At 66.0% G+C, this 24,417-nt stretch carries 32 protein-coding genes and 2 pseudogenes; all 34 read right to left on the bottom strand.

Features of this window, described 5'->3' with window-relative positions; genetic code table 11:
- On the bottom strand, positions 1-111 hold the full coding sequence (locus ACH49N_RS05520) for a hypothetical protein (RefSeq protein WP_397504486.1): 111 nt from the start codon (positions 109-111) through the stop codon (positions 1-3).
- A 27-nt stretch (positions 112-138) separates the two neighbouring features.
- Positions 139-285 (bottom strand): annotated as a pseudogene (locus tag ACH49N_RS05515) (hypothetical protein); the annotation flags it as partial.
- 27 nt (positions 286-312) lie between these two features.
- Positions 313-1,029, bottom strand: a pseudogene (locus ACH49N_RS05510) (M15 family metallopeptidase); the annotation flags it as partial.
- Positions 1,030-1,042: 13 nt separating this feature from the next.
- A complete protein-coding gene (locus ACH49N_RS05505) occupies positions 1,043-2,638 on the bottom strand; it encodes a hypothetical protein (protein ID WP_397504465.1) in 1,596 nt (531 codons plus the stop codon).
- Positions 2,635-3,513, bottom strand: a complete 879-nt coding sequence (locus tag ACH49N_RS05500) for a hypothetical protein (protein ID WP_397504464.1) — start codon at positions 3,511-3,513, stop codon at positions 2,635-2,637. The genes ACH49N_RS05505 and ACH49N_RS05500 overlap by 4 nt, the downstream gene beginning before the upstream one ends.
- A 2-nt stretch (positions 3,514-3,515) precedes the next feature.
- Positions 3,516-7,853: a phage tail tape measure protein gene (locus tag ACH49N_RS05495; protein ID WP_397504463.1), complete on the bottom strand. Its 4,338-nt coding sequence runs from the start codon at positions 7,851-7,853 to the stop codon at positions 3,516-3,518.
- Between the two features lie 46 nt (positions 7,854-7,899).
- On the bottom strand, positions 7,900-8,223 hold the full coding sequence (locus tag ACH49N_RS05490; protein WP_397504462.1) for a hypothetical protein: 324 nt from the start codon (positions 8,221-8,223) through the stop codon (positions 7,900-7,902).
- 23 nt (positions 8,224-8,246) lie between these two features.
- Positions 8,247-8,663, bottom strand: coding sequence for a hypothetical protein (locus tag ACH49N_RS05485; protein WP_397504461.1), 417 nt, complete (start codon positions 8,661-8,663; stop codon positions 8,247-8,249).
- Between the two features lie 239 nt (positions 8,664-8,902).
- The gene (locus ACH49N_RS05480) at positions 8,903-10,843 is read right to left on the bottom strand and encodes a hypothetical protein (RefSeq protein ID WP_397504460.1); all 1,941 of its coding nucleotides are present in this window, start codon (positions 10,841-10,843) and stop codon (positions 8,903-8,905) included.
- Between the two features lie 183 nt (positions 10,844-11,026).
- A complete protein-coding gene (locus ACH49N_RS05475) occupies positions 11,027-11,602 on the bottom strand; it encodes a hypothetical protein (RefSeq protein WP_397504459.1) in 576 nt (191 codons plus the stop codon).
- 10 nt (positions 11,603-11,612) lie between these two features.
- Positions 11,613-11,999: a hypothetical protein gene (locus tag ACH49N_RS05470; protein WP_397504458.1), complete on the bottom strand. Its 387-nt coding sequence runs from the start codon at positions 11,997-11,999 to the stop codon at positions 11,613-11,615.
- Positions 12,000-12,005: 6 nt separating this feature from the next.
- Positions 12,006-12,245 carry a hypothetical protein gene (locus tag ACH49N_RS05465; RefSeq protein ID WP_397504457.1) on the bottom strand — a complete coding sequence of 80 codons (240 nt, stop codon included), beginning with the start codon at positions 12,243-12,245 and terminating at the stop codon, positions 12,006-12,008.
- A 2-nt stretch (positions 12,246-12,247) separates the two neighbouring features.
- Positions 12,248-12,523, bottom strand: coding sequence for a hypothetical protein (locus ACH49N_RS05460; protein ID WP_397504456.1), 276 nt, complete (start codon positions 12,521-12,523; stop codon positions 12,248-12,250).
- Positions 12,523-12,873 carry a hypothetical protein gene (locus ACH49N_RS05455; protein WP_397504455.1) on the bottom strand — a complete coding sequence of 117 codons (351 nt, stop codon included), beginning with the start codon at positions 12,871-12,873 and terminating at the stop codon, positions 12,523-12,525. The genes ACH49N_RS05460 and ACH49N_RS05455 overlap by 1 nt, the downstream gene beginning before the upstream one ends.
- Positions 12,874-12,875: 2 nt before the next feature.
- A complete protein-coding gene (locus ACH49N_RS05450) occupies positions 12,876-13,409 on the bottom strand; it encodes a hypothetical protein (protein WP_397504454.1) in 534 nt (177 codons plus the stop codon).
- A 208-nt stretch (positions 13,410-13,617) separates the two neighbouring features.
- On the bottom strand, positions 13,618-14,937 hold the full coding sequence (locus ACH49N_RS05445) for a phage major capsid protein (protein WP_397504453.1): 1,320 nt from the start codon (positions 14,935-14,937) through the stop codon (positions 13,618-13,620).
- 31 nt (positions 14,938-14,968) lie between these two features.
- Positions 14,969-15,757 (bottom strand): HK97 family phage prohead protease, encoded by a 789-nt coding sequence (locus tag ACH49N_RS05440; RefSeq protein ID WP_397504452.1) that lies wholly within the window; start codon positions 15,755-15,757, stop codon positions 14,969-14,971.
- Positions 15,758-15,759: 2 nt separating this feature from the next.
- Complete coding sequence (locus ACH49N_RS05435) at positions 15,760-17,022, bottom strand: phage portal protein (protein ID WP_397504451.1); 1,263 nt, start codon at positions 17,020-17,022, stop codon at positions 15,760-15,762.
- Positions 17,022-17,267, bottom strand: coding sequence for a hypothetical protein (locus ACH49N_RS05430; protein ID WP_397504450.1), 246 nt, complete (start codon positions 17,265-17,267; stop codon positions 17,022-17,024). The genes ACH49N_RS05435 and ACH49N_RS05430 overlap by 1 nt, the downstream gene beginning before the upstream one ends.
- On the bottom strand, positions 17,264-18,763 hold the full coding sequence (locus tag ACH49N_RS05425; protein WP_397504449.1) for a terminase: 1,500 nt from the start codon (positions 18,761-18,763) through the stop codon (positions 17,264-17,266). The genes ACH49N_RS05430 and ACH49N_RS05425 overlap by 4 nt, the downstream gene beginning before the upstream one ends.
- On the bottom strand, positions 18,744-19,064 hold the full coding sequence (locus tag ACH49N_RS05420) for a hypothetical protein (RefSeq protein WP_397504448.1): 321 nt from the start codon (positions 19,062-19,064) through the stop codon (positions 18,744-18,746). The genes ACH49N_RS05425 and ACH49N_RS05420 overlap by 20 nt, the downstream gene beginning before the upstream one ends.
- A complete protein-coding gene (locus ACH49N_RS05415) occupies positions 19,051-19,539 on the bottom strand; it encodes a hypothetical protein (protein ID WP_397504447.1) in 489 nt (162 codons plus the stop codon). Before ACH49N_RS05415 ends, ACH49N_RS05420 begins: the two co-directional genes overlap by 14 nt.
- 211 nt (positions 19,540-19,750) lie before the next feature.
- Positions 19,751-20,074, bottom strand: a complete 324-nt coding sequence (locus tag ACH49N_RS05410) for a hypothetical protein (protein WP_397504446.1) — start codon at positions 20,072-20,074, stop codon at positions 19,751-19,753.
- Entirely contained in the window at positions 20,068-20,418 is a 351-nt protein-coding gene (locus ACH49N_RS05405; RefSeq protein WP_397504445.1) for a hypothetical protein, read from the bottom strand. The genes ACH49N_RS05410 and ACH49N_RS05405 overlap by 7 nt, the downstream gene beginning before the upstream one ends.
- Positions 20,415-20,786 (bottom strand): hypothetical protein, encoded by a 372-nt coding sequence (locus ACH49N_RS05400; protein WP_397504444.1) that lies wholly within the window; start codon positions 20,784-20,786, stop codon positions 20,415-20,417. Before ACH49N_RS05400 ends, ACH49N_RS05405 begins: the two co-directional genes overlap by 4 nt.
- A 152-nt stretch (positions 20,787-20,938) precedes the next feature.
- Positions 20,939-21,091, bottom strand: coding sequence for a hypothetical protein (locus tag ACH49N_RS05395; RefSeq protein WP_397504443.1), 153 nt, complete (start codon positions 21,089-21,091; stop codon positions 20,939-20,941).
- 20 nt (positions 21,092-21,111) lie between these two features.
- A complete protein-coding gene (locus tag ACH49N_RS05390) occupies positions 21,112-21,861 on the bottom strand; it encodes a hypothetical protein (RefSeq protein WP_397504442.1) in 750 nt (249 codons plus the stop codon).
- On the bottom strand, positions 21,854-22,084 hold the full coding sequence (locus ACH49N_RS05385; protein ID WP_397504441.1) for a hypothetical protein: 231 nt from the start codon (positions 22,082-22,084) through the stop codon (positions 21,854-21,856). Before ACH49N_RS05385 ends, ACH49N_RS05390 begins: the two co-directional genes overlap by 8 nt.
- Entirely contained in the window at positions 22,081-22,221 is a 141-nt protein-coding gene (locus ACH49N_RS05380) for a hypothetical protein (RefSeq protein ID WP_397504440.1), read from the bottom strand. Before ACH49N_RS05380 ends, ACH49N_RS05385 begins: the two co-directional genes overlap by 4 nt.
- Positions 22,218-22,376, bottom strand: coding sequence for a hypothetical protein (locus ACH49N_RS05375; protein ID WP_397504439.1), 159 nt, complete (start codon positions 22,374-22,376; stop codon positions 22,218-22,220). The genes ACH49N_RS05380 and ACH49N_RS05375 overlap by 4 nt, the downstream gene beginning before the upstream one ends.
- Positions 22,373-22,666, bottom strand: a complete 294-nt coding sequence (locus tag ACH49N_RS05370; protein WP_397504438.1) for a hypothetical protein — start codon at positions 22,664-22,666, stop codon at positions 22,373-22,375. Before ACH49N_RS05370 ends, ACH49N_RS05375 begins: the two co-directional genes overlap by 4 nt.
- 295 nt (positions 22,667-22,961) lie before the next feature.
- The gene (locus ACH49N_RS05365) at positions 22,962-23,357 is read right to left on the bottom strand and encodes a hypothetical protein (protein WP_397504437.1); all 396 of its coding nucleotides are present in this window, start codon (positions 23,355-23,357) and stop codon (positions 22,962-22,964) included.
- 69 nt (positions 23,358-23,426) lie between these two features.
- Positions 23,427-24,206, bottom strand: a complete 780-nt coding sequence (locus ACH49N_RS05360; protein WP_397504436.1) for a hypothetical protein — start codon at positions 24,204-24,206, stop codon at positions 23,427-23,429.
- 2 nt (positions 24,207-24,208) lie between these two features.
- The gene (locus tag ACH49N_RS05355; RefSeq protein WP_397504435.1) at positions 24,209-24,415 is read right to left on the bottom strand and encodes a hypothetical protein; all 207 of its coding nucleotides are present in this window, start codon (positions 24,413-24,415) and stop codon (positions 24,209-24,211) included.
- Positions 24,416-24,417 lie beyond the last annotated feature (2 nt).

Here is a 24,417-nt window from a genome sequence, read left to right as displayed (position 1 = left end):
TTACGCCTTTCCCTCGTCGAGCATCCCCACCACTCCGGAGGGATGCCAATACATATCGCCATGCTCGAATCGCTGGACCTTGCCGCCGTCGAAGTCGCTTTCGTTCGACACCGGCCAGCCGTACGGACCGTTCTCGAATCCCGTCCCGGCCCAACGCTTCAGAATCTCCCCGCGGACAAAGTGGCCGGCCGGCGCCGGCTCCCCGTCACGCCCATAACGCCGGTACAGCGTGCCGCCCTCGAAGGACTGGACGTCGCCGCCCGGCAGCACCTTGTGATAGTCCACCGGGTAGCCGAGCGGGCCCGTCTCCCACTTCAGTTCCGCGTACGTCTCAAATAGATGGTTCGGGATAGGCCGGGCCCCGTACTCATGCGTCCAATAGATGTAGCCGGCCTCATATCGGGCCCACTTCCCGCGCCCGTCCGGCGTGCTCTTCTCGAGCTCTTTCGTCAGCTTCTGCCCCAGCCATGGCGCCCGATCCCGCATCTCCGCGATACGGTTCACCACCGGAGCCGGCGCCGGCGTCGGCGCGTTCGGCATAGCCGGCGCCGGCCCGTAGATCCCCAGATGACCCGCGTCGAGCTTCGCCGCGAACGCGCGGACCCGCGGATCCCCTTCGCGCCACCCAATTTGATAGTGCATCTCGTCGGCCCGGGACCAGTCAGCGCCCCAGAAAACGGAGCCCTCGAACAGCCGCAGCCCTTCGCGAATCTTCGCGATACGCGCGGCCGGCATAACTCGAGCGCCCCACGGGTACTTCGGCGCGTTGAAGTCCAACGCCGTCCCGGACAAGTGGTTAGACGACGCAACGTCATTCGTCGCGGACCAACCCCACACCGGCGACGTCAACGGTTCGACGTTCCGGTGGTACCAGATCGTCCACGCATTGAGAATCGTCGCCGCGTCGCCGGCCCGCACCGGCGCCGTGTTGGTGAACGGGACGACGTTCGCCACTACGCATTCGTCCCGGTTGCACATGCGCCAACCGTTTTCGCTGTAGCTCAGCCCGTAAATACTCCGAAACGACATGCCGTTACCTTCCCTATCCGCCGAGCGCGACGCGAGTCAGCGTCGACGCCAATTTCCGGAACTTCCCGAGCGCGATCGCGCCCGGCTCTTGCTCCGCCTGCCCCGAACCGATCTGAAGGACGAACTTCCCGCGCCCACCCGTCGACGACCCTTCGGAGTAACGGATCTCACGCAAGTGCTCGACTTCCACCGTGCCGTCCGGCAGCTCATACGCGATCGGATCGCCCTTGTTGACGTCCCGCCCGACGTAGTACGGATTCCCGTTCGTGACCTCGATCGCCGTCGACTGGTAGCCGCGCACCGCCCACAGGGACGACCACATAGCCGCCCACGTGTTCAGCGACAGGCCGGTACCTTCCGACGCGACGAACGTCTCTTTGAACCGCCACGGGCCGGCCTCATTCGCCAACCGCAGATCCTCCACCGAGTGAAAGGCGAACAGGGTATCTTTCACGCGGTCCGTGATGATCCCCAGCGACAGCCCGGGAATGCCGATCGCCATACCCAGCCAACCGATTACAAAGTTCCCGGCGTTCACGACAATGTCGTTCACCCACGCCGGAGATTTGCCGCCACCGGTGGCCCTGGTCGCCATGGGAATATGCGTCATCTGCTCGACGCGGCCCGTCGTGGCGTACTTCCCCGTCCGGTACAGCGCGAACGGCCGGCCCGGCAGCGTCCCGGCCGCCTTCTGCAAGTAGTCATCCCACGACTCACCGAGAATCGGGTACGAAATCCACTTGATAGCGTCGTCCGCCATTTCGAGGACGGTCCGAATCAGCCCGTCGACCACAGTGCCCGTGAAGCTGAAGTGCGGCCCGAGCTCGACGAACGAAATAATCAGCGTGTTGCGGTCCAGGTGCGCGAATTCCGGGAACGGTTGCGGATCCTCCCCGTAGATGAACAGGTCCGCCCGAATCGAAATGTTGTTGAGCTCCGCGACCTCTTGCGCGACGTCCATGTATTTGTCCATCCGCGCCGCCACCGCAGCCCATTTGGACGTGTCGAATATCCCGGTACCCCGCGGGTTGACGATGATCGGCCACAAGGCATTCCGCAGCAGGTTCCAGGTGCCGAGCTCGAACAGGTTCCCGGTAGGGATGGAGAACAACGGAGCCTGAAGGCGGATCAGGTTCCCGAACAGCAGCCCAGCGAGCACCGTCTTAGCGCCGCCAATGCCGATCGCGTGTTTGCTTGGCTGGAACTCCGGCGGGAAATACCAGTCAGGCCAGATACGGACCCAGTTCAGATGCTCGAGCGCGTGGACGCCCTCGACCTGGATCCACCGTTTCCGCCCTTCGCGGATCCGCCCGAACGACGTCACGAACCAGAGCGTCCGGTACCCGGGAAGGTCGATCACCAGCGGCCGAACCGCGTACTTGCTTTGCCCGTAGAAGTATTCCGCCCAATGGTCGCTATCGGGCACCTTCAGCGAGAACCCGCCGGCCGCGTTCTCTTTGTCCGTGAATTCCAGATCCTCGAAGTCCCCGCACGGCCCCCATACGTCCATCATCTTTGTCATAAACCGCAGGTGGGCCCGAGGATTCGCATACTTCAGTTCGTCCGCGTGGACGTCGCCGGCGAACTGTGCGTATAGCTCCCGGCTCATACCAGCCCCTCTTGCCAGCGCGGGACCATGGCCCAGAGCTTCGTCGAGCTCGACGCCCCCGTGATCTGGAACGAAACCTTCGTGACTTTCTTCGCCGGCACCGGCTCCGCGAACTGTTGGCCCTTCATCAGCGGCCACAGGTTCCGGCCGGGCCCGCCGTCGAGCCGGCGTGTCCGGAGCGTCTGCGCCCCGAACGTCGTATCAATCCGCAGCACTTCGCCAGCCAGGACCGCCGGCAACTTCACGTCATTGCCGGCGTACTTCAGCGACAACGCCCCGGGCCCGGTCAGGATGAACGTCGGCCACCCGTCAATCTCCCGCCCCGGGTACAGGTTCAGCGACCCGCTAGCCGTCGACTTCCCGGTAACGTTCCGCCACTCCGGCGGCACGTGATCCGCAGCCCGCGACAACGGGTTAGGCGCCAGAAACAGCACGTCGAACACGGCCGAGTTAGTGCCGGCCGGATCCCGGTTCAGCGCCGGCTTGAGACTGCCGCGGAGCGTCGGGATCCACCGCCACCCGAGCGCGTTCGTGTACGCACACAGGTACCCGAACCGGTCCCGCGGGATCAGCTCCCGCAACCAGTCCCGCCGCCGGTTGTACTCGTCGACCGAGCTCCCACTGACCTTGATAGGTAGATCAATCTCCGCGTGGCTGTAATCGTCGCCCACGTGCCGTTCCCCGAGCCCACGCGCCGACTTCTCGAATACGTGTTCCACGTCCACGTGCCCGTGCCCGTCCGCGCCGGCGCCGAGCTCGAAACCTTGCGTCCCCGCCAGCCGGCCGCCGGCCAGGTACAACACCACCCCGTCCGGCGACACGTACTGAAGGATTGTGGACCCACCCGGAATGAACCCGTCCGCGACCCGCGACATACTCACCACCCGCCCGTCAAAGCATCCGAGCGCACCAGCCGGCGCGCTTCCCGACCGATCGCGTTCGCCGCTTCATTCACGTTGTCGACGATCAGTTGTTCGATGACCACCAGCGGCCCACCGGCACCCGGGCCGGCCCCACCCGCCGGCGGCTCACTGTCCGCACCCGCCAGCGGCTCCGGAGCCGGCACCGACGACCCACCGGCCACCGGCTCCGCCAAGCTGAAAGCAGCGTCGACCACCTCACCGAGCCCGAAGAACGACGCCGTATCCTTCGCCGTCTCCTCGAATATCTGCATCGGAAGTTGCGTCATAAACCCGGCGAATTCCGCGGACCCGGGAATCTGGCTAAACCCGCCGGCCAACGCGTCCAGTGCGACACCGGCGCCCGGAAGCGCCGCGTTCGCCGCGCCCTGGACCAAAGGCTGGTCCGCGATCCCACCGGCCAGGCTCACCAGCCACGGCACCAGTTGCTCGAACGCCGACGTTTGCCGCGGGTCCAGGACACGTTCCGGGTCCAGGACGTTCTTCAGCATCAGGCCGCGACCGGACGCAAGCCCGCCCTGGTCGTACCACCCGTTCTGCTCCCAGAACCGCTTCGCCGCCAGCGGATCCCCGTACCGGTCCCGGATATACCGCGCGCCGGCCGCACCCTGGATCCCCGGATTCGGATTCTCGTCCGGGAGGTATTGATCCTTCGTCGACCCGAGGAACTGAAACAGGCCGAACGCACCCGAGGACGGGTTACGCGCGGTCGGATTCCACGACGACTCTTTCCCGACAATCCAATCCACCGCATCCCACTGCGCGCCCTGGTCCCACCCGTAGGCCGCGAACGCCTGCCGCACTTGGTCCGCGACCGGGCCCGACCCCGGGATACCAGGAGCCCCACCGGCGCCGGCCTTGTCCTTCTCGTCAGCCTTCCCCAGCAACCATTCGCGGACCTTCCCCGTCACCAGGTCGAACGCCTTCCGCGGCACCGACCCAATCAGGGATCCACCAAAGTCAGGGATAGACGCCCCGATCGGACTTATCACCGAATCGAACGCCTCCGCCACCCGCCGGCGCATGAAGTCCGACACCGCACCGGTCACCGACGACCAGACCCGCCCGAAGATGGATCCGCCGCCGTTCGGATCGCCGAGCTCGTGATCCGCCGCGACGTGAACGTGGTCCCGGTGCTGCGAGTTGGTCGGTTCCCCGAAGTCGAACGGGTTACCGTTGTCGATGTTCTGCCACCCGGCCAACGGGTAATGGATCAGCTCCAGCAGTTCGCCGGCGTAGTTGTCGAAGAAGAACCGCGCCGCCTCCTGCATCCCCGGAGTCGTGTCGGACCCGTCGCTGAAGTCGACCGCGAGCCCTTGCCCGTGATAGTCCGCCGTGTCCCGTTGCGTCGACGTGATCGACATACCCGGGAAGTACTTCTGGACCAGGCCCACAATCGACCCGACGACACCGCCGCCGGCGTACCCGCCGAGGTATTCGCGGACCGCACCGGTACCACCGGACGCCGCCGCCTTGTTCACCCCGTCGACCCACCCGGGCCCGACCGCCCGCGCGACCTCCGGCCGGAGGATCGACTCCCCGCCGGAAAGGTCGATCGCCGCGGACCCGTCCGTCGAGACGAAACGCATGTTGTCCCGGCCCGGCGAGTACCCGGGAAGCGTGCCACCGGACGCGTAGGCGCCCAACCATTCCGGCTTGTATTCCTCGAGCGGATTCAGCCCCAGCCAGCCGGCGACCTTATTCCACGCTTCGCGGATACCGTTGTTGTAGACGGAGTCGATCACGAATTTGATCGGCCGCGCCGCGACCGCCTTCACGCCGTCCCACACTCGACCGATGAAGCCCACCGCGGACTCGAAAGCGGTCCCGACCAGGCCGACACCGGTTTTCATGGACTCGAAGACCGGCGAGACGACGTTATTCCACACCCAGGACACGACCGCGCCGATACCGTCGAACGCTGGCTGTATAGCGTTCTGCCACAGCCACATTCCGGCATCGCCGAGCCCATGAAAAACGCCGATCGCGCCGTTAATGATCGGCGACGCTATGTTGTTCCACCAGAACGACACGACCGCGCCGATACCGTCGAACGCTGGCAGGATTGCGTTCTGCCACAGCCACGTCGCGCCGGCGCCGATCGCCTGGAGCCCGGACACGAAAAACCCGAAGATCGGTTGTAGCACGTTCTCCCAGGCCCAGGACGCCGCCGCCTGGATCCCTTCCCACGCGCCCATCACGATTTCGCGGAAGGTCGAACTATTTTGCCACGCTAAGTAAATGGCCCCGGCAAGCGCCGCCAGCCCGGCTATCAGCAGACCGATCGGGTTAGCGTTCAGCGCCACGTTCAGCAACCATTGCGCCGCCGTCATCGCCCCAGTGGCGACCGTCGTCGCGACCATCGCCGCCCGGGACGCCACGAACGACGCCGCGACACGCGTGTTCGACACCACCCACGCCGCCGCGGTCCGCGTCGCGTTCGCCGTCGCCGAAGCGGACATAGCCACGAACGCACCGACCGCCCGAGCCTGTGCCACGACCCAGCCGCCGGCCGTCTTCAGTTGCGCGCCAGTCCAGGCCGCCGCCGTCTTCGTCGCCTCCACCGTCGCCGTCGCGGACGTCTTCACGAACGACGCCGCCGCCGACGCTTGCGCCTTCACCCAGCCGGCCCCGGACTGGACCGCCGACCAGGCTTGTGTCGCCTGGTCCTTCGCGTCCAGGAACCCATCGCGGAGCCCCAGAACACCGTCCTTGACGGAGTCGAACGTCCCCTTCGCCGTCTCGAAACCGGCGACGACACCGCCCATCCCGGTCATGCCCGCGATCGCCGCGAGGGCGGACCCTTCGTTTTCCTCGAGCGCCCCCGTGAAATCGCCGAGCAACGGGAGGACGTCGTCGCCGACCAGGTCCACAAAGGTGTCCTGGAACCCGCGTTTCATCAGCTCGAGCTTGTTACCGAGCCCGCCGTACATCACCGCGCCGGCATCGTCCGTCGCCCCGGCAATGTCGCCGATCGCATCATCCGCGCCAGCGAGCCCCTGAAGGAACGCGGGAATCTGGTCCACCGAAAGATCCTCGAGCGGAGTACCGAACAGCGCGATCGCCGTGTTAGCCCGCTTGAGCGGATCCTCAATCTTCAGCAGGCCGGCCGCCGTTTGCTGAAGCGCCTCCTGAGCCCCGTCTCCACCGGACGCAACCGCCCGTGACATAGCCTCCGCGTCGAGCCCGATCGCCTTGTACGCCTCTTGTGAGGACTCCGACATATCGGAGCCGAGCAACGTAAATTCTTTGAGAGCGTCCCCGGTTTTATCCAGGGCGAATTTGCCCTGTTGCGAGGCGGAAACAAGCAGATTGAAGGCTTCTTTTCCGTCGAAGCCGAGCCCGCGGAAGTTCGTCGAGTACTCCTGAAGAATCTCCGGCAGCTCCCCACGCATGGAGACCGAGACCTCTTGCATACCGCGGGTCAGCAGGTCGAACGCTTCATCCGCGTTACCCGCGAACCCGTTCACCACCAGCGACGACGCCGTTTCCGCCGCCTCCGCCACGTCCATATCGAAGACGTCCGCGAGTGTCTGCGCTTTGTTCGACAGCGCCCCCAACCGGGCGGACCCCATCGTGTCCAGGGAACCGAACACGCCGGCCGTCGCCTGGACCGCCGCCTGGACGTCCTGAAGGGAACCGCCGAGCCCGCCGGCGTACAGTTCGCCGGCTAGATCCCCGTACCGCTTCGCCTCTTCCGCGGACTCACCGAACGACGCCGCGACCTTCCGGCCGACGCCCTCCCGCTCGATCGCCGCCCCGACCGTCGACATAGCGCCGCCGATACCGGCCGCCGCGATCGCGAAGCCCTTCAGATCCCCGATCGCCCCCGACACGGATCCGCCGAACCCGTGGAACCGCCGGCCCTGGACCTCCACAGCGTCGCCGGCCTCTTGCGCCGCCCGAGCTGCCGCCGCGTTCGCGTCCGCGACAGCACGTGCAGCCGTTTCCTGGTTGCGTTGCGCGGCAACGACGCCACGCGACGCCCGTTCGACCGCCTCTTGCGCCGCCGTGAGCTGTGAAGCGGACGCCCGCCCAGACTGCTCGAGCTCGTTCAGCTTCGCTTGCGCAACGCTCCGCCGGCCCGTCGCGTCGGCGACTTTGTCCTGTGCCGCCGACAGTTTGTCCGTCGCCTTCCGGACGGACGCCTCCGCCCGCTCGAGACCTCCGGCGAACGCGGCGCCGGCGTCCTGCCCGGCCCGCGTCGCCGCGGCCCGTGTCTCCGTCCCGAGCTGGGAAGCGAACCCGCGAAGGGACGGAAGGACCGGCACCCACAACACATCTTCGTCAGCCAACGCCGGATCCTTCCGTAGCCCCCCGAACCTGTTCGATCACCCGCGGTCACTTCCGCTTCGGTGGCGCAATGCTTTCCAGGTAGGCCAACACCTGTTCGGTAGTCGCGTCGCCGCGGTTGCCGAGCTGGACGTCCGACCGCGACCACGGGAACTCCGAGAACTTCGGCCACTTGGCCCGCTTCCCCCGGTGCCACACCAAACGCTGGTCCAGAACCCGGAGGTAATAGACCGCCTGCCAGAGCAGCGCGTCCGTGACCGTCCATTGCCGGCCTTCGTGGTAAGCCCGGGCCCGCGCCGAGTTGGCCGGCAGTCCCTCGACGAGCACGCGTAACCGGCGGGCCGAGATTTCGCCCCGCCAGTACGCGCCCACGACGTCGAACCCGTATTCAGCATCTAGCGCCGCTTCTGTCGCCTCTGGGTACGATTGGAGAACCGACGCCCCTGTGTAGGATTTCCCGCGTCATCCAACGACTGTTGCCGCTCGAGGTACGCGTTCAGCGCTTGCGACCACAGCGACGACGACCCGCCGGCCGCCTTGAACTCCGCCCACTGTTCTTCGCCGAGGTAATGCGCCGTCACGTCACCCGGGACCGTGTCCGGATCCTCCGAAATGGCCCGGAGCTCCGCCGTCCAATCGTCGTCAGCGAGCGTGGGATCCATCGACCACCAGACGCGGCCGGCGAACCCGAACGGGAACTGGTCCCGGGATCCCACCGCCTCTTCACGCTTCGCGAGCATCGCGTCCAGGTCGATAGCACCGACCGGCAACGGCTCCGCAGCAGTGGCCGGCTTCTTCGTGGCTTCAGCCATGTTTCGAGTACTCCCAATGGTGGCGACGCGGTCCGGTGGTTTCACGGCGTGACGGCCGGCGCCGCGAAGCCACCGACACACCGCCGACCGTCACGTATCACAGTTTGCACCAGGACCACGACGTGATCGAACCGCACACCGTGACAGACACACGAAAGCGCCGGCCCCGATCCGAAGATCAGAGCCGGCGCCGGCCGCACATAGTGAGCAATTCTGGGCGGGGGTCAGCTCTCGTCTAGCTAGTCGTTGACCACGTAGCCCAGTGCGTAGGTGCCAAGCGACTGACTGGCCGCTGGTGCGGCAAGAAGCCCAATGTTAAACCCGGTCGCCGTTACATCTTTCACGAACGGGCCAGTGCCGTTCTGGGCCTGGACCGAAGGTGCGACGAACGGTGCCACGGGATACGGTCGTCCGAACGTGACAGAAACCAACACGCCCGCAGCCGGCGAGGTACCCGTTCCGATCTGGATAGTGCCACGACGATCGTTACTCCCAGCGACCAGTGTTGCGGCCGGAGCACCCGCCCCGGCGTTGGCACCTGTCACCAGAGTCGGTGTGCCAACAAGGGACTTCGTGGAATCTCGGCTCAGGACAGACCAAGTGCCCACCGACGAGGACCGGCCACTCACCAACACCTGTTCCCCCGGTGTCAGCGCCAACGACGCGACACCATCAATGGCAGGTGCCGACCCCGAACTGGGTGCTGTGAGGGTTAGAATCGCGGTACCCGCGTTCTTAATCCACATGAAGCTAGTCGAAGAGGCCGGCAGGGTGAGCGTAATCGCGGATGATGCCGTCGAGACGACAACAATGTCGGCGGTTGTCAGCCCGCCCGTGGCGGTGACGGTCCGGTTGATGAGCCGTAGCCCGCCCGCAGCAACGAGGGCACCCGAAGCAGTCATGCCGCCTGTGCCGTCATCGAGTACGTTGCGTGTGGCCCCAGCGGATGTGAGGGTCGTGACCGTGCCGCCGGTGACGCCTGTTGTCCCGGTGCCGCCGATCGACTTGTTTGCCTGCGGTACCACGTACCCTGTGCGGGCATCCGTCAGCCAAGTGGAAGTTGTACCGTCTAAGGACGAGGTGGGGTCGATCTTCACCTTCGCCCCGTAGGATGATTCAACCTTCACGGCAGATGTCACAAATCTGCCAGCCCGCACCCCGACCAGCGCGAAGTCATCCCCGGACACCAGGTGCACGAGGTGAGTGGTGGCGTCAGTCTCATCACCGAGCAGCGCGCCTCCGACGATGAACACGCCCTCTTTAAGGCGTGTGGTCATGGTTCCGCCGCTGGCGTGTTCGATCAGGTAGCCGGGGCCGCCGTAGATGAACGGGTTGACGAGAACCAGGTGCCGGACGTTCCCGATGCGGATCAACGGGTCTACATTGGAGACGCCGCCGTTGTCGTTGGCTGATTCCACATGCAGGTTCGAGATACGCACGAACTCGGCGTAGAACCCATCCGTCTTGGTTCCGCCGTATGCGATGTCGAGTGCGACGTTCTGGCTTCGTTCGATGCTGAGACCGTGGATGTCAAGGGTGTTCGTCTCGTTGCCCTCCGCGGTGGTGGGCGACTTGATGATGACCGCCGCCGCCGTGGATGATCCGCAGTTGTCTACGAAGACGTCGTACCACTTGGTGTTGTTGGCGCGCTTCACGGTGAACGCTGTCCCGGACACCGAAATCATCCGCACATTGCGGAGTGTCGACTCGAATCCGTTCTCAACATGCAGGAGGGGTGCCGTGCTGAAGTTTCCCTGCATCTCAATGTTTTCGAGCACCACGCCACCACCATTGATGATGACCATCGGGAGCACGCTCGACGTTTGATGCTTGAAGATGACAAGCGGCTTGGTGACACCCCCCGAACTGAAGCGTGTCGTACCACCACCGAGGCTGATCAGTCGGGTGAGCGGCCCGAGCGTGAGGCTGTTGATCCGGTACACGCCTGGCGGGAATGACACGGCTGCACCTACAGTTGCGGCGCTATCCACCAACGCTTGCAGGGCGGTGGTTGAGTCGGTCGCTCCGGTCGGGTCGATCCCCGGGCCTTTGGCGATGAGGGTCGACACATAAGTGGCATTCAGGTCCGCTTCCGACAGCCGGCCGTCCAGCGTTTCGTGCGCCTCCGCTATCCCATCCTCGATCCAGTCCAACGCCTCCGCCGCGATCGGAGTCGACACGTCCGGCGAGTCTTTCCAAGCCTCATGAAATTTGTCGTACGGCATCGAAAAACGCCCTTCCGTGTCGTCGCCGCGAAGTGAAACACCAACCAGCCAGGCTCACGCCCCTCACCGTGTCCCCGCCTCAGCCCCGAGGGAAGGTGTCGCCGCCGGGTAGCGTGTTGCTACCCGGCAGCAGGGGCCCTAAGGGGTGGGAAGCGTCCAGCCCTCTTTGAATTCACGCTTCACCGACCAGCCGTCCGGCCCCGGGTACGCCGTGACCGTGACCGGGTAACCGATCAGCTGGTCCTTCCGGTAGGTCAGGCCGCCGCGTTCGGTGACCTCACCGTTCGGGATCGACACCCGGCGCGCATACACGCCGTCGATAACGTCGATACCCCACGCGCGAAGGTCGCGGTCCTTCTTGTCACCGTCGACGAACGACACCACGGCCGTGTCGACGGTACCGACCTCCATATCCGCTTCTTTCACCTTGAAGTAAACGGACACCGTGTCGAACGATGTGGTCCACAACACGGTTTCCCACGTGATGATTTCCGACGTGGTTTCGACGCGGATAGGAGCGTTCGTCTGCCAGGGGGTGAAGGGAGTCGAGTCCGCTTCCCGGTTCTCCGTGATCCCTTCGTCCGAGATGTAACCGAGGTCCACGAACGGCGCCGTCCACGCGCCCATCTCGACAGGGAACGTCGAGCCCTTCGGCGCGACGCGGAGCGCGCCGGTAACGCCCAGCCTCACCAGTGCTTCGTCGTAGTTCGTCATGCTGTGCCCCTTACCTAGTCACCAGCGAAAGCACCGCGCCCCGCCGCCTTACGTTGTCGTTCCAATCAGGCCGGCGCGAGAACGCCGGCGCCCCCAGCACCCCGACCGATGGATGACTGAAGGTGTCCAGTCGCGAACGGACCAGCGCCGCCGAGTCCGCGACCGACTCCGGATCCGTGTCGTACACGTCCACGTCGACGTCCGCCCGGTTCAGCAGGCCCGGCCCGTTCCACGCCCGCGCGGTTTCCCGCGCCGGTAGCGCAATGAACCGGACCGCCGGCAGCCCCTTACCCTCGAAGCCCGGCGGCAGTTCCCCGCCGTAGACCTTGAAGCCCGGCAGCACGCCGGCCGCGTACTGCACTAGGACCACCTCGACGTCGAGCGACGTGTCCGACACGGCCAGTTACTCCGCCGGAGCGTCGGCAGTAGGCGCCGCGCGCCGCACACGCCGGCCGCCGGCGGCAGCCGCGTCGGTAGACGGATCGCCGGCCACCGCAGCAGCCGCGCGAGCCGACTCCACAGCCGGCCCGTCCGCCCGCTTCGCCTGCCCGGCCGCGATCAGCCGCTCCCCGTACTCGTCCGAAACCTCTTCCACCGCGCCGACCTTCGCCGACTCACGATGAATGCTGTATTTCACCAACATGTTCAAACCTCCCGTATCGCCCGGCCCAGTGCCCGCCGGCGCCGTTTCCGTTCCGTCCCGAGCTCTTCACCCGGGTTGTCCGACGTCAGGTTGACGTAGGACCGGCCACCGGGACGGATCCCAGCCTCCAGCCCGATCGTCGCCTCGCCACCCTCTTCGTCCGTGATCTGTTGCGCCCGCACCATCGCCCGCCGCGCGACCGACTGGAGTTGCTGCCGCACCGTCCGGTTACGCATCAGCGCCCGATATTGCTTGTCGGAAAGCTGGCTTCGCACCATCAGCCCTTCACCCTCTCGAGGACCGCCTCGACGTGATGGACCGCGTTCGGCCGGACAGGGTGCGGCCACTTCGCGACGTCCCCGACGACGGACAGCACTTTGTCGCCGTGCCGCACCCGGTCCGTGTCCCTCAGGTCCAGGTCCATGCCGGCCGGCGTGACCAGCATCCACCCGGACACCACCGAAAACCGGTTGTCGCCTTGCTCCCGCGAGCTGGTCGGTTGCAGCGACACCAGCCGTTCGACCGGGATCACTTGCGGGTCCGAGTAGTCCAGCGTCGACGTCCCCGGCGTGTACCGGGAAGGCACGTCCCGCGGCCGGAGTATGTCAATCTTCGCCGTGAACGCCATAGCTACCCACTCCCCGTGATCCGGTGGTTATCCAGAATCTCGAAGTCCGACGCGAAGAACCCGAACCCGCCGACCGTGGTCGCCCACCGCTCGTCAATCTGCCCGACCCGTAACCCGATCTGCCCGCCCGGCGCCGTCATCGCGCGGACCGCGGTCTGAAGAACGACGCCCTCGACGTCCGGCGCCGCGTCGCGCCCGTGATCCACGGTCGCGACGATGCCCTGGAATTCCGACGTCCAGCACCCGACCCGCTTCCGCAGCATCCCCGCCCGAGACCACGTGAACGACGTCGGATCCAGCTCGACGCCGTCCTCCGCGACGGCCACCACGTTGACGACCCGCAGCGACGGAAGCTGAAGCGTCCGCCGCCCAGTGCCGTCGACGACCAGCTCCACACCCTCGAGCACCGGCGCAATATGCCAACCGCAATAGGACCGGACCGCTTCCCAGACCCGATCCAGCACGCGGCCGGCTTCCACCACGTCGTCGAACCGGCCCTGTCCGGCCGTGACTACGTCAGCCCCGGTCAGCGTCACCGGTGCCCCGCTTCCGCCTGGACGTCGTCGAGCTTGTGCCCAACGGCTTAGCCGGCCGGCCCGACTCCGGCGAATCCGCCGGCGCCGGACCGTCGACCGCCTGATGAGACGGACGCGCGGCCCCGCTACCGGCCGGCGCATCTTCCGGCCGGTAGCGGATCCCGTTAACCGTGACCATCTTGTGTTCAGGCATGTTTCACAGCTCCGATCAGGCAGCGGCCGGCTTGATGACGACGAGACGGTTCGGCTTCCAGATGACCTGTGCGGCCCGGAGCTCCGCGCGAACATAGGTCCTGTTTCGCTGTGCGTAGTCCTTGTGCTGGTTGAACGCCATAACCGAAAGGCCCTCACGGTCCAACAGCGCAACCTGTTTGAAGTCGCCGAGGATCGCGTTCGTGTCGACCAACCGCTCAGACGTGACACGCGGACGACCCCACAGGGTTGTCGGGCCGGCGTTGAACGGGCCCTGTCCGAAGAATCGTTCGTTCGCGTCCTGGAGCAAGTCGATCGCTTCGTCCATCTCCGGAGAGAGGACGATCGCGTCGACGGTGCCACCGGGAAGGCGAGTCACCTTCGTGATAGCGCGCCGAGCAGCCTTGACGAACGCCATAGCAGCAGCGTCGTCGATACCGGCCGCCGCCGTGTAGGTCTGTTCCTGGACGCCGGTAGTGCTCAGGATGCCCTTCGGCTCACCCGAGACGCCGGTACCGTTCAGGAGCTTGTCCTCCACAACGTTGTCCAGGCTGTAAGCGAGCTCCTGGTTCATGTACGTAGCGAAGGCCGGCGCGTCAGCGAGAAGCTGGTTCGTCACGTCGTAACCGTCCGCGTACGTGTAAACCTTCGCGTCCGCCACATCGGTTTGCATATCCGACAGAGGCTTGAGACCGGTCGCCGGCGTAGTACCGGTGTCGTCGACAGACTCCGCGACGATCGCCGCGTTCCGGGTAACGCCCGTGATCTGGACGTACTCGAAGTTTCCGGCAGTCCGGCCACGCGACACCAGGTCCAGGAACGTCAACCGGTTACGGTCGACCAGGTCCACGGTAGGCATACGAATCGGCTGGATATTGGCAATATCCGTCGTCAGCCCCGCCTTACGGCCTGCGTACCAGTCCGCCATGCTGCCGACCTTGACGCGCCCAATGTCGATGGGGGAGCCGTTGCCGGGCCCGGACGGGAACGCCTTCTGGAACGCCTTGTACCGCTCCGACTCGATGAACTTCTGACCGAACGCCGTCACGACTGCGCCCTCGAAGCGTGGGCGAGTCTGCGCGCCACCGGACTTCCGACCCGGCTCGTCGCCGCCCTGGTCGCCGTCGTCGTCGGCCGGCTCGTCCGCGATCGCCTTCAGCGCCGCCTCCGCCGCGTCGAGACGTTCAATATCCGCGCGGAGCGACTTCACTTCCGCGTCGAGCGTGCCAATCTCCGCGACCTCTTCCGGCGTGAACGTGTAACCGTCCTCCGCCGCCTTTTTCTTCAGCTCCGCGACACGCTTCAGCTTCGCCGCCAGCTCTTTACGAGGGTCCATTCCCGTTTCCTCCCGTTGCGCCCGAGACGCGTCAGTGTTCGATCAACAGCAGACGCGCCCGAGCCTGCGCCACGTCGCCGTCCACCGCTTCAGAATCCCCAGCGGACTTGACAGGATCAACACCCATCCGATCCGCCTTCCCGCTTTCGTCTTCGCCGGCCGAGTCCAGGACGGACCCGATCGCCTCATGTGCGCCCTTCAGCGTGTCGAAGTTCTTCGCCGACAACACCCGGCCCGCTTTGAGATTCGGCCGCTCAGTCCCGCCGGCCTTGTCGCCGAGCTGCCGCGACTTCGCCGCCAGGAGCTCCGTCTCCCGGTTCGCGCCTATCAGCGTCGGCCCGACCTCGAGCAACCCGAGCCTCCGGAGCTCATAAACCTCATACTTGCCGCCGTCCTCCGCTTCGCGTTCGACCCACTCCGCGTCGAGCACGTCGTACGCGAACGATGCTTGTGTGACCCGCCGCTCTTTCAGCAGTTGGTACACCTTCCGCGAGAACTCGTTTTCCGGTTCGTCGCCGGCGACGTCGAGCGTTGCCAGCGCGTCCAGGCCGGCGTCCGTCTCTTTCGCGTCGTCGACGACCCCGATGTGAGCGAACGGATTCGACCACTGGTGAGACCAGATGAACGGAATAGGATCGCCCTTCGCGGACCACTCCGCCAGGGACTCAGTGAAGGCGCCCGGCATCACGACGTCCCCGTAACTGTCGACGTTCCCGAACACCGAGACCAGCATCCGGACTTGGCCGGCCTTCAGCCCGTCCGATTCGCCGGCCGCCTTGACCTGGACCCGAAAGTCCTTCACCCGCGTGTTGTTGCCCATGGTTACTCTTCCCCTTCGCCGGCCGGACGGCCCTCTACGTCAGTTGGTGAAGCCTGCCCGCCGATCGCGACGTTCAGTGGCGTGACCAGTTCGTCCCCGCCCTCGATCTCCGGGAGGTTCTGGCGGGCCCGAGCTTCGTTCGTCGTCATAAACGGCCGGCCCGTCGCGGTCTGGTAAATCTTCGCTTGCGTCTCGAACGACCCGCGGAGTTTCGCCTCGACGTTGAACTCCGCGTACAGGTCACGGCCGCCGGCGAAGTCCGCCGTCATTTGCGTGTTGAACACACCCTCGAGCTCCGTGAACCAGGGGCCGAGCGTGTCACCGTAGAGCATTTCCCGGAACGCCTGGACGTTCGAGTACGTACCCTCACGCGCGCCGACCAGCTCCGGCGGCACGAAATAGGACGACGCCACTTCCACGTCCGTCAGCCGCCGGCCCTCGAGGTCCAGCGTGTCTTTAGGCCGGAACGCCGGCGCCTCTTTCAACGACATATCGTCTTCCAGCAGCAGCCACGCCCCTTCCGCGCCGCCGCCCTTCCGGTAATTCTCCAAGCCCTGTTGGAATTTCGCCCGCGCCTCACCCGACCACTTCGGCGCCGTCGACGGACGTTCGACGACTTGCGGCACCCGGGCCCCGTTCTTCCACACACCCCGCCGGTACGCGACCGCCTCCCGGCTCTCGTCGAGAATGTCCCGCAACGTCACCATTGGGGAGAGCCCGTTAGACCCTTCGCCCGGCGAGTAGCCGGCCGACAGGACGCACGACTCCGGCGGCAGCTCGACGATCCGACCGTTCGGCGCCGACACCTTCACGCGGATAACGTTCCCGAGCCCGTCGCCGTCGAAGACGGTTCGCCGGGCCGGGATCCGGGTCAGCGTCAACCGGTCCGCGTTCTTTTTGTCGTACCCCCAGACCAGGCAGAACCGGTCATGGATAAGCCGGTCCATCATCACGTCGTGCCAAAATTGTTGGCCCGGCAGCCGCTTCCGCGGCTCCTTCAGCACCGACGCCAAAGGGTGATCCGTGACACGCTTCCGGTCCGTGTCCGAAATCCGTTCGTACAGATGGAACGGCACCGACGCCACGTGACGCGCAATGAACCCGGTCACCTTCCGGACCGAAGGCTGATTACGCAGCACCGCCGCTTCGTCGACCGCCAGGGAACCGAGGTCAGTGAGCGGAACACCGGCGTCCGGGAACGTCACCACCGCGCCGGCCGCCTCGATATGGCTCGACAGTTCGCCGAGAGTCTGAAACGCGACCATCACGGCACCTGCACATGTTGCACGTCGCCGCCGGCCACCAACACTTCGCCGTCCATTGGCGCCCACCGCGGTTCGCGTGCCTTCTCGTCGATCACCGACGCATCCGACAACACCAGCCCGTCCCGCTCCCGCCGAACGAACTTCCCTCGATACGCGACGCCGTCGCGGACCTGGACGATAACCGTCCGCCCCCGCAGCCGGCGGTTCGACAAGAATCGACGCACCAGAACACCTCCCGCAATCATGCGAACACCACTTCGCCGTCCTCATACGCCGAAACCAGCTCTTCTTCCTTAGGTTGCATGGCCCGCCACAGGGCAGCAACACCCGACACCACCGGCGCGACGTCGCCGGCCGCGTTCGCCCGCTCGAAGATCCACGAGTCGCCGGACTTTTTCGACTTCACCAACACGGCCGCCGTCGACAGCCGCGGTTGCCCCCGGTGGCGCAACCGGCCTTGCTCGACGACGTCGAAGAATTGCCCCGACGCGATCGCCAGATCAGGCCCGCCCCACTCGATTACCTCGAGCTGCCGGACCGCGTTCCCTTCACTGTCGTACTCCGCGACTTCCCGGAGCTCCGGAATCAGGGATGAAGCCGGCGCGCCGCGCGCCTGGACAACAACCTCCGGGAACTTTGCCAACCGTTCGCGAAACCAGCCCGCGACCCACGCCGTCCCGGCCCGCGACGCCACCAGCTCGATATGCCAGCGCCCGTCTTCCCGTTGCGCCGCGACAGTCAGGTGGGCCCACTTCCGATCCCACGACACGTCAAGCGCGATCGACACCGGCGCGCCCGGCCGGCGCCGTGACGCCGGATCCCGCAACGCCTCCCACGTCTCCGGCGTAAACACGCCCGGTTCGATCGTGTCAACCCACTGACACAGGTACTCCGTCCGGAATTCCGATTCCGGCATACCCGTTTCCAGGTAGCCGCGGAGCTTTTCCTCCGTGATCCCGTAGCCGAGCGACGGATTCGCGTACGGCCAGAACGTCGGATCCGTATGCGGCACGTCGTCCGGGACGGACCACTCGAATAGGCCCACCTTCGTTTCGGCCGTTTCGCCGAGCTCGATTCGCCGTTTCGCGGAGTCCCGCACGGCCCGAAGGACTATCGACTTCTTATCGCCGGCATTGGACACCGCTACAACCTGAGACCGAGCGACCGCCGTCGTTGTCGGGACGATCGCCGACCACGCTTCCCACGACTGATGTTCGCGGAGCTCGTCCAGGATCGCGAGGTCCGCCGACATAGACCGGCCACCGCGCCGCGTCGCGGTCTGCGCCTTCCACCGACGCCGGCCCGTCAGCGTGATCTTCCGTTTCCCGTTCGTCTGGAGATACTTCACCAGCTCCGGACCTAGCTCCGGGTCACCCTCGATATACGCGGCCCCTTCGTCCAGGAGCTCTTCCGCCTTGTCCAAGTCCTGAGCCGTCGAGATGACCAGGACCGCCATATCCACGAACAGCCGCCACAGCACCAAGCCCAGCAGCCACCGCGTCTTCCCGTTCTGCCGCGCGATCAGGACCAGAATCGTGTCGTACCGGAAGCCCTTCCCGGACGCGTCGAGCTCGAGCGCATGGATATACAACCAACGTTGCCACGGCCGCAACTCCCACCCGAGGACGTCCGTCAGGAACGTGCAGCACTCGAAGCCGAGCGACGTCGCCGGCGTCAGCTCCCGCAGCTCCGGAGTGAACAGCCGCGGAGTCGTATGTCCCTTAGGCGCCGCGGTTCGCACGTAGCCCCGCCAGCTTCCCCGGCCCGCCCGGCTTAGCCGCCGGCCCGCCAGCCAACGCCACCCGACCAGCCGGCGTGCAACCCAACTCCGCGAGAGCCTTCAGCAAATGCGGGCCCAGATACAACGCTTTCGTCGCATCCGGCCCGCCCCGAGCTAACCCAGCTTCAATCTGAAGGGCGTAGCGCATCGCCAAATCGACCGCCGCCTGGTCCGCGTCCGTGACCGTCTTCGCCTTCCGCGCCTCCGCCACCGCCCGCGCCACCGACGCCGGCAACGACTCGTCACGCTCACTCGTCGTCATCGTCGTCGACCTCCGAGACAAGCTGAAGCACCGTCGCCCCGGCAGTCGCCGCATCCCGGATCCGTGCCAGCTTCTCCGCCGGCGACAACACTTCCGGCACGTCGTCGAGCGCCGCGCCGTCCTCCGGGACCAGGTCGCGGCCCGCCGGCTCCGCCGCGTCGAGCTCCGACAGCAGTTCCCCGCGCCGCGCGAGAATCTTCAGTGAGAGGTCGATCGACTTCGGATCGCCCTTCGTCCCGGACCGGTACGCCGGCACCAGCAACGCGTCGAGCCGCGCCAAGTCGAGCCGGACCTCAACCTCATGCGCCACCGCGGGGGAGTCCAGTAGCCGGTCCGCGACCATGGCCGAGACCAGGTTTACCGGCATGTTGTGCCGGTCCGCGATCGAGTCCCAACTGGCACCCTTCAGCCGCAGCGCCAGCACCTTATCCGCCAGCGTGTCCAGACCTTCGCCGCCGTCGTCGCCCTGGTCCACGGCCACCACCCCTTCCAATCACGTCGTGACCCATTCTCACACCATGCGCGAGGCACCGGCGAGAACCGTCACAGCGCCGGCGCCGCGACCGTCGAGTTATGGCGCCCCCGGAACGTCTTCAGGCAAACCAGCAGCCCGTAATCGTGACGCCACCAAGGCCAGACGTAATAGATCGGGTCACCACAGTTCGCACACACGGCCGTCTGGACAGTCACGACGTCACCGGCTCCGGACACCCCGGATCCGCGCACACCGGCGCCGAGCAAAGGTGAAGGCCCACCGACCCGCCCACCGCATACGCCGCCGCGATCCTGTGATGCCCATTACGCACACGACTCGAGTCCCGCCACACCGCGACCGGCTTCAGCTCCGCGCCGGCCGCCGTCCACTTCGTGAGCCGCAGCATCCGGAACGGGTCACGCGACCACAACGCCCGGAATACCGCATCCCACTCCGTCCCATCCGGGAAGTCCGCCAACCCCGGCCGCACCGCCTCCACCAGAACGAGCGCCGGCACCCACGCGCGAGTCACCACGGCAGCGACTCCCACAGCACCACGTCCGCCCGGATCCCACGCGTCCGGACCGTCCACGACGCTTCCGTGGTGAACTCCACCGCCCCACGCCGGGAGCCGAGCCGAGCGAACACGATCCGCTCAGAGCCGCCCGCCCGCTGGATCCGCTCGACGTCATCGCGCCCGGCCGCAAACTCCGACCCGTCCAGCAGATCCAACGCGCGCCGCATCGACACCGGCACGTCCCGACACACGATCACCACCCGGTCGCCGAGCGCCGCCGCAGACAAACCAGCCCGCACCGTCGACGCGTCCGGATCCCAACACGTCGCCGCCAACGCCGCCCGCAGCTCCGCCCGGTTCATTCCCGACCCTCCGGCCCGTAGTGGCGCCGCGACCGATACGTAGTCACCGCCGGCACATGCCGAAACGTCCAACCGGCCGCCTCGAGCTGGTCCCGGTCCGTCGCCTGCCCGACCTCGACGGACATATCCACCGTGTTGTCACCCGACAGGATTTCGTGAGCCGGCTCATGCCGCACCAGCTCCGCACCCACGTCCACCGCCGGCCGCGACGTCGACAGAATCGTGACCGCCGTCATCCATAACCCCGACTCGTCCGGGCCGATCACCTTCACTTCGTCCAGCAGCAACCCCGGGACACGAACCCCGTCCACGCCCACACCGGCCGCCGTGACCTCCACCAGCGCATCCACATCGTCATATGCCGTCATTTACAAGCCCTTTCTTGGTGTATTTACGCGCGCACACGCGCACGCGCGCGCGGGATGGGCCCCATTCAGCCGGGGGGAGAGGACCACCCCGACCCCGATCCGGGCCGGCGCACCGGTGCCTGGTTCCGGGAAAGCCCTTCCCCCTACGTGGGTCATTGCTGGCCCTCAGTGCGACGCCGCCGCTTCCGTTTGAGGTTGCGTGTCAATTGACGCACCAGCTCGACGACCATCCACACAAGCACGCCTGTCGACGCGCATAGGGCAGCGAGGATTACCAGCCCGTAAGCCGCGCCGAGTGTTGCCATGGCCGCAGTCTCGAATGTGTTCACTGTCCGCCCCGCTTCGCTATTGCTGCCGCTTGCAGTTGCTCGAGTCGCCTATCGAACGCGTGCAGTAGGGCAGCGGATCCGGGCCCACGTGGGTACGCCAACAGGCAGGCTATGGACAGACGTACGGCCTTGATGGTGTCCAGCTCTTCGTCGACGTCGCGCGGCTTACTGCCCGCGGGATGCCTTGTCATTGCTGCGTCGATCGCCTTCCCTGTGCTCAGCGTCCAGTCGGGCGTGCCGTCGCCCCATTGCTCAGGCAGGGCCCACCCGCCAGCGCCGAGGTATGGACCGGCGTCAGGGAATTGGGACTCCCATTCATCGACCGGGCGTGGCTTCGCTGGTTCGTCGCAGAGCTCGACGTCGAGAGCGCCGGCCTTGTCGCATGGCGCAGGTAGGCCGGCCTTGCGTCGTAGGACGTCGTCGTATAGGTGGCCGACGTCGCCACCGGTGCGCGCGGCGAGTGTTGCCGCTTCTGTCGCACAGTTGCCGCATACTCCACTGTTTGCGCCGTGTCGTTCGATCGCGCGCCGTACGTGTGTGCGTTCGCAGTGCCCGCACATATCGCCGTCGAACAGGAACACACCGCAGTCCGAGCACCCCGAGGGCTCACGGAATAGGTCACCGGCGACCAGGTCCGCCCCAGTGATCGGCTTCCGCATCGCGTCCACAGTGGCCGACTCGAGTAGCCGATTGAGTGCCGGGTTATCCCACAGTGGCGCCGTCCTCAGTTCGTCGTATTCAGTCACGGTTCGCCGCCCGACTGTCGATCACAGCCTGTCGGACCATGCAGTCCTTTGCCTCGACGAGCTTCCGCAGGCCGGCGGACAGCTCCGGCCCGTCAGTGAGCCGGTTCACCATGTCGTTAGCCAGCACCGAGAAGGATGCCGACACGTTCTGTAGGTGCAACGGAAGATGCTTGTACTCAAACAGTGAGAGCAAGTGATGGGTACCGGGATGCCTGTCGTTCATTTCGCGCCTTTCGTCAGTCGGATTGTCAGTTCATTACGGCCGAGCGCGAAGCACAGGACGACGCTCCCCGTGTCGAGCCGGCCGAGGACGGCACCGAACGCCCACAGTTCCATTCGGTCCCACTTGGTTCGCTTCATTTGTCGCCCCTTGCCAGCGCGTAGTCCCGTTGTTCGCGTTGCTTGTTGTCGGGCCGGCATTCGTCGGCGAACGCCTCGACGATTCGCACGAACGCGACCACCGCGACGTCGAACACGTTGCGCGGCCCCGGCCGGAGTACTGGAGGACGCTTCACCACGACCCCCGGATCCCGTGCGCCATGGCGCCGAGCTTGGCCCGGGCCCGCCGTTGCCGGCCGTCGTCGCGGACTGGTTCGCCGGCCGTGCCGTTGCGCTCGAGCTCGACGCGGATCGCTTCGGTTACGTCGGCCGCGTTGCCGTGGAATACAGCGTGTTCGATATGGAACGTCGGGACCGCCGGCTCTTTCTCGACGCCGGCGGTTTCCTCGAGGCAGTCCGCGAGGAAGTGCATAAACCCGGCGACCAGTTTCGTTGCTTCCCGCGCGGGAGCGTGTAGCGCGCTCACTGGACGAACTCCCATTCGACGTAGTCGTGACAGAACGTCGTCTCGATAGGGCCGGACATTCCGGCCGTGTATCCGCAGTCGGACAAGCTGTCACTCATTGGGCTTGTGCAGTCGTTCTCGAACCATGGAGTCATCCAGCATTCGGCTTGCGGGACGGGCCGATGTTCGTGGTCGTAGTCCCACGATTCGCATTCGCAATCCGGGTAGTTTCGGCAGTCCGCGTCGGGCCCGGCGTTGCACGTGAATTCGATCCGCAGTTCGTCCGTGATTCGGACCGTATGGACGGCTGGCGCGCTCACTTGTCGTCGCCCTTCGTGGGACGGGAGAACGGCCGAATCGTGGCGTCCGGAGCGCCTACCGCGCCGGGAGTGCCTAGCCCGGCCTGTTGCGCCTTCCGAACAATGTCCATCGCTTCGGCCGGCGTCATCTTCTCCAGCCCCGGCGGCATATCGGCATGCGCGCCCGGCATTGGCGCCGACGCTTCAGCAGCGCCGGGCCCACCGAACGGGACCGCGACCGCTTCGCGTGGCTTGCGCTTGATACCGAACACCTTCGCGACCAACTCGACGAGCACCCGGATAACGACGATCACCGCCGCCAGGACGACGACGACGGACGCGACGCAGAGCACGACGAACGCCAACCAGGCGCCCATCGTCGCGTTGTAGCTCATCAAGGTTTCACGATTCATCTTCAGACCCTTTCGAGGGATGGGAATTGCGCGCCTCATTTCCGGTCGCAAAACCGGACACGGCGCAGGTCAGAGAGGCAGAGCGTTTGTCAGTTGCGCGAGTCGTTGCGTGTAGGTCACGTCACGGCCCGGGACGCGTTCGGTCGCGTAGCACGTGTGCCGGCCGTCGATCGCGTAGCCGCGTGCGAACGCGAGGGCGCCGGCCCAGTCGCGCCACCGCTCGAGGGACCACCACGGTTGCATCTGCCCGGCCGTGATCTTCTCGACGACGTCGCCGAACCATTCGAGCCGTTGCGATTGCGTGGACACGCCCATGGTCGCGGTGAGGTCAGCGATTGAGCGGAGGGGATTACCACCGGGAAGGCTGGAGATTGGGTCACCTTGAGCGGACAGCGACCACACCGGGAAATGCGTGTCGTCGACGCGCCAGCCGCCGCGGATCCCGTAACCCTCCGGCTTCACCGCCATGCCCTCGAACTGGTTCGGATCACGGCCGGGATCCGCGAGCATCCCGACGCCCCGACAGTTCGGGTTGATCGACTCGAGCCGGAGGTACATAGCCGCCGCCCGGACGACGTCGCACCCTTGCGAGTAGCCCCACATCACGAACGGCGCCCCGTCGAGCAGCCGGATCCGCTCCAGTAGCGCATTGAGCCCGCGCCGAACAGATTCGTTGTAGGGCATCGACGTCCCGTAGACCGCCGGGTACGGCACCCACTCACCCCGAAACCGTGTCGAGTCGAGCAGCCGCGCCGCGTTCGACAGCATGAACGCCGGCACGGTCCGCTCGTCGCCCTCGAATGTTTCGCTGGTCCCACCGAGGCAGAACACCGCGATCTGGTCGCCCATGGTCACCACCCCGCCAACGAACCAGCAGCAGCCGGCGACGTCGACACCGCGAAACCGACCGCGACCGCGAGGACCAGGACCACGACCGCGAGCCCACCACCGCGCCGGCGCCTACCGCCGCCCAAAGGTGAAGGGCGGAGCCTCCACCACACCCACAAGCACACACCGGCCGCCGCGAGGACGCCCAGCAGAATCAGCCACCAATCCATTT

It is taken from the genome of Rhodococcus sp. NPDC019647 (assembly GCF_044389235.1).
GTDB lineage: Bacteria > Actinomycetota > Actinomycetes > Mycobacteriales > Mycobacteriaceae > Rhodococcus_F > Rhodococcus_F oxybenzonivorans.
This window is presented reverse-complemented; position numbering and strand designations above follow the sequence as displayed.